Origin of the sequence: Cellulomonas sp., assembly GCF_035634735.1 — a bacterium.
Taxonomy (GTDB): Bacteria; Actinomycetota; Actinomycetes; order Actinomycetales; family Cellulomonadaceae; genus Cellulomonas.
The window spans coordinates 1-3,424 of the sequence record NZ_DASQCJ010000200.1 but is presented as its reverse complement, the minus strand read 5'-3'; the positions used below and the strand labels follow the sequence as shown (position 1 = coordinate 3,424).

Genomic DNA, 3,424 nt, shown 5'->3' with positions numbered 1-3,424 from the left:
CGCCCGAGCGCGCCTCCGTCCGCACCGCCAGGTCGTACGTGACGCGGGTGGTCTCGTACGGCAGCCCGCAGGCCCCGGTGTGCCGCACGGAGCCGTCCCCGGCGTGCAGCGTCTCCACCCAGTAGACGACCCCGTCGCGCTCGGGCGCCGGAGTGCTCCCGGAGTCGTACAGCCCGGCGCCGGGCACCGGCACCGCCTCGGACGTCCAGTGCAGGGTGTGCTCGTCGCAGACCGGCTCGGCGTCCGGGTCCTGCGGTCCGTAGGCGCGGAACACGAGGTGGTCGCCCGGGTCGGTCGTCCCCGTCACGAGCGCGACGTCGCGGATGGGCGCGCCGGTCGTCGCGGTGGCCTGCGCCCGGGTCACGACCGAGGGCGGCACGACGACCTCGGGCGGGCCCGGGACGTAGAACACCTCGCGCACGTCGTCGAACGGGCTCACGAACGCCTCCACCCGGTCGTCGCCGGCGAACGCGTACACGAAGACGAAGTAGTCGCCGCCCGGGTGGGTGGCCGTCAGCGGCGCGACGACCGGGTGGGCGTCGTCGTAGCCGACCTCGACGGTGCCGTTCACCGCCGCGAGCGTGTCGGTCCAGTGGACCGGGGCGTCCGCGGGCACCTCGGGCCCGTCGGGCGCCGCCGCGAGCGGGCCGTAGACCGTCACCGTCGCCTCGCCGAGGTCGGCCGCCCAGCCGCCCAGCCCGCCGAACTGCCCGTGGTCCGCGGGGTAGCCGCTGATCGTGATGCGGTCGAACGCGCGGCCGCCGGGCGCCACGTTGTACTCCCGGACCTCCGACTCGTGCGCGAGGTCGAACCGGTCGACGGCGGTCTCGACCTCCTCGAACCACGGCGCGGCGAAGTCCTGCCGCACGTACTCGCTGAACGCCCCGGCATCGGCCTTCCGGATCGTCACGACCGCCGTGTAGAAGCCGGGTGCGCTCGCCCGCACGGTGCCCGTCGTGCGCACGGTGCCCGGTCCGGTGGCGACCACCCGCTCGACCCCGGCGACCGGCGCGCCGGCGGGTGGTGCCGCCGCCTGCGGCTGCGGGCTGTCGTAGGGGCCGTACCAGGTGACGTCCGCGGGCAGCGCGACCGGGACGCCGTCGAGCACGACCCACTCGTCGCCGGGCGCCGCGCTGAACGTCAGCACGTCGACCAGCGGGTCGCCCGCGCCGACGAGGACGTCCCGGACGGTCGTCGTCGCCTGCGGACGGAAGTCCTTGACCGCTTCGAACGGCGGGCCGGGGACAGTGACCTCCGCCGGGTCGTGCTCCGGGCGGTTGCCGTAGGTGAGCTGGTCCTGGCGGTTGGCGGGCAGCTCGAGGACGGTCACCGTGGTGCGCCAGGCGTCCGGGAACCGGATCTCGTACGACACGGTCCCGTTGCCGGTCGCCGTCCAGCCGAGGGTGATCGGCGCGGCCGTCGTCGTGCCCGCGTACGTGCGCGTGCCGGTCGCGTCGAGGGTCGCGGGCCCGGTGAGCGTGATCGTGAACGGCGCGCCCGCGACCGCCTCCCCGGCGGCCGAGCGCAGGGCGATGCCGCGGATCTCCCCCGTCCGCTTCCCCGAGCCCGCCACCGTGCCGGCCGTGCCGGTCCACGGGCCGGCCTCGGCCGCGGCCTGCGCCATGATCTCGGCCGCCCGGTCCTTCACCGCCTGGGGCGTCGCGGCGGCGAGCAGCGCCCGCACGACGCTCACGTCGCCCCCGGCCATCGAGCCCGGACGCTCGTGCCGCTGGTGGATCTCGTAGCCGAGGGCCGCCTGGGTGAGGTCGTCGGTCGCCCAGCGGTGCCGCGCGAGCGCCGCCGCCAGCTGCGGGTCGTCCACGTGCGCGGCCGCCCGGGCGGTGTCGGCCGGGCCGGAGGCGGCGACCCGCGCCTGCACGCAGTAGCCGTGCTCGTCGGACCCGGCCGGGCCGTCGAGGGGGCCGAGCTGCACGGGGCCGTAGCCGGACGGGGTGATGCTGATGCCCGCCGCGGGGACCGCCGCGGCCGCGGGCGGCGGCTCGGGGGCGAGCAGCAGGGCGGCGCCCGCCCCCACCGCGAGGGCGGCCGCGAGCAGCGCCGAGGTGGCGCGGCGGGCATGCCAAGATGGCCGTGCTTGCATGTCAGGTCTCCTGAGGAACTGTCGAGCGGGCACGAGGGTCCGGTGTGCCAGCACCGGGCCCTCACCGCTGGTCGTCGGCGGTCGGGACGGTCGAGCGCGGCTGAGCCACCGACCCTAGCCACGGCCCTGAGGCCGCGCGCCAGCCCTTCGGCCCCGCCTGTGGACGAGCCCCGGCGTGTCGCCGCGTTCCCGCTCCGCGGACCTCGCGCGCCCCGTGTGCGCGTGCGCCCCCGGGACGCCCACGGACGCCCACGGACGCCCACGGGACGGCCGCGCGGGCCGGTGCCCGGCCGCGCGACCGCCCCGTCGGCGGTGGTCCTCGATCGTCCCGGCGGTCAGCCCTCGGCCAGCGCCCAGACCGGCTCGGTCGACCCCGCGGGCAGCGTGACCTGGCCCCAGTCGCCGATGCTGACGGTGAGGTCGGCGTCCGTCGCCGTCCCGTCCGGCAGCGCCACGACGCTCGTCGCCGGCACGTAGTCCATCGTGCAGGCACCGTCGTCCGGCTCCGGGAACGTCACCGCCACCGTGCCGTCGTCGGCCGCGGTCGCCGTCGCGTCCGCGACCGCCGGACAGGTGCTCGACCCGAACGTCACGACGTAGAGCAGCGCGTCGTCGGTGGTGCGCGCGGCGCCCACCACCGCGTCGACCGGCGGCGCGGCCATGTCGTCGGGCAGTCCCACGACCGAGGAGCCGGCGGCGAGCTCGAGGGTGGGAGCCGGGGTGGGGGTCGAGGCGGGCGGCTCGGTGGTGGGGTCGTCGGTGGCGTCGGCGGAGCCCGGCGTCGAGGCGCACGCCCCGAGCAGGGCCACGGCGGCGATCGCGACGACGCCGGCGAGGGCGTGCCGGTGCCGGCGGCGGGTCGGGGCGGGGTCGGTGGTCGTCGGTCGAGAGGCCATGGGTCTTCTCCAGGTGCTCGGCTGCTGTGACGTGCGGTCCCGCGCTGCGGCTGTCGCCCGCGACCGTCCGTCGAGGCTAGCGGGGTGCCCGCGCACCGTCGTGGGCCCTGGGTGGGCCCGGCCGCTCCGACGGTCTGGCCGACCCTCCGGACCCCGCGCGAGATTTCCGTAGGTGGGCCCGGCATTCGTGCACCAAATGGGGGCCGGTACGCCTGTGACCAGGAGGTGCGCCGCCCGAGCGCACCCGAGACCGAGGACGTGCCCACCCTGCCACCGACGCACCGGAGCACCCGATGACCGACCCGACGGCCCCGGCCGCGCGCCCCTGGGGCCCGCCGCTCGCGCCCGGGAACCCGCCGCCCGCCACCCGGCCCGCCGGCGCCGGGTCGTGGGCGTGCGGCGCGGTGCGGCGCTCCGCGCCGGGGCC

General features: G+C 77.6%; 1 protein-coding gene and 1 pseudogene. Both read right to left on the bottom strand.

Annotation, left to right across the window (positions count from 1 at the left end):
• Positions 1-2,101: pseudogene (locus VER05_RS16525) on the bottom strand (hypothetical protein); the annotation flags it as partial.
• Between the two features lie 335 nt (positions 2,102-2,436).
• Positions 2,437-2,997 (bottom strand): hypothetical protein, encoded by a 561-nt coding sequence (locus VER05_RS16520; RefSeq protein WP_324846411.1) that lies wholly within the window; start codon positions 2,995-2,997, stop codon positions 2,437-2,439.
• Positions 2,998-3,424 lie beyond the last annotated feature (427 nt).